1 protein-coding gene is annotated in these 1,320 nt (G+C 64.6%); it reads right to left on the reverse strand.

The window, feature by feature from the left end; translation table 11 throughout:
- Positions 1 to 364: 364 nt before the first annotated feature.
- Positions 365 to 856 carry a hypothetical protein gene (locus CHB74_RS21465; protein ID WP_245843161.1) on the reverse strand — a complete coding sequence of 164 codons (492 nt, stop codon included), beginning with the start codon at positions 854 to 856 and terminating at the stop codon, positions 365 to 367.
- Between the last annotated feature and the right edge of the window lie 464 nt (positions 857 to 1,320).

Genomic DNA, 1,320 nt, shown 5'->3' on the forward strand with positions numbered 1-1,320 from the left:
TAGGCTCCTGTCGGTCTTGAATGACAGGAGCGGCGCGTCGGGCGGCCGAGGCCGGGTCAAGGATCGCGAAGCGACCGCGTGAGCGGCGGTGGGGGTCACGATTTTCTTCGGCGGCCGCCAACGCCGAAGGAGAAGCGCCGCGCTCGATCCGCCGAAGAAAATGGTGGGGCCCCACCGTCCTTGAGGCGGTCTCGGCCGTCCGACATAATGGGAAGTCTGTGAGAGATGTTTCCCCTCGTCGGGACGCTGCGGCAAGGCGTAGCGGCGTGCGGACCGACGGGTCCGCGCGGCACGCGAGCGAGCCGGAACGAGTTCGGCGATGGATGAGAAGAAGGGGCCGAGCGGATACCCGGCCCCGATGTCGTCAGGGATGCCGGCCGCAATGGCAAAAATGCTCATCGATGCCGCTGATCGAGCATAGGCCTGGACCGAAGCCGGCCGCCATGACCTCGGTATCGGCGATATAGCCAAGCTCGCTGGCGATCGTGATTGCCTGGGGCCGGAGCACCGGATCGAGCTTGTCGATGGCAGGCCCGAGCGCTTCTGTGAACCAGCGTTCGTACATTTGGTAGCTTCCTCCGGCGGTCTGGCGCATCATGGCTTTCGAAACGAGCCCCGCCTCGTCCCGAAACTGGGCCAGACTATCTGATTGGGCGGCTGCCGACAGCGGGTCATCTTGCGGAATGTGCGGCTGTGGTGGGCGGTGTTCGGCCGCGACCTGGTATGCCCTGCAGCAGTTCGAACAGCGGGCGCATTCATCGACCTCGTCATATTGCTCAGGATCGTAGAGCGTCGCGCAGTACGGGCAGATCGGAGCGTTGAACAGCGCCCGGAGATCGTCGGAAAGGTTGTCCATAAGAGCCTCCATCAGAATGATGCCGTGCTCCCCATCTCTCATCGATGAGGATGGGCTCAGCGGGACGCGGTGTTGAGGCGGTCAGGGACGGCATGGCCGCCGCGAAGCGGGCAGCGGGGGAACCGATTTTGTTGCCGGGTAGCGCAGCGGAGCGGCGGCAAAATCGGGGGGACCGCTGATCCTTGACGGCCGAGGAACACCCAGCGTCATGCTATGGCGATGAAGCCCCGTCTGATGCCGAGATGTGCGAACGCGTGCTTGCCTCCTGCCCGGCAAGTCGAGCGGGTAACCCGGCAGTAAATCCCCGGCGCTACTCCGGCGAACGGGGTGCCGCTTGGTTGGTCCTCGTCGCTGTGCTAGGCGCTTCGGCGTGCTGCAAAAACGGCAGCGCCGGGGCTTAAGAACCCTGTCGAGAACGGCACACGGTGTGATTTCACGCCGGGGTGCCTGCGCATATGTCCAGG

Origin of the sequence: Edaphosphingomonas laterariae, assembly GCF_900188165.1 — a bacterium.
GTDB lineage: Bacteria > Pseudomonadota > Alphaproteobacteria > Sphingomonadales > Sphingomonadaceae > Sphingomonas_E > Sphingomonas_E laterariae.

Excerpts from the sequence above, each read along its gene's own strand:
- CHB74_RS21465 (WP_245843161.1), bottom strand. The coding sequence starts at position 856 with ATGGACAACCTTTCCGACGATCTCCGGGCGCTGTTCAACGCTCCGATC.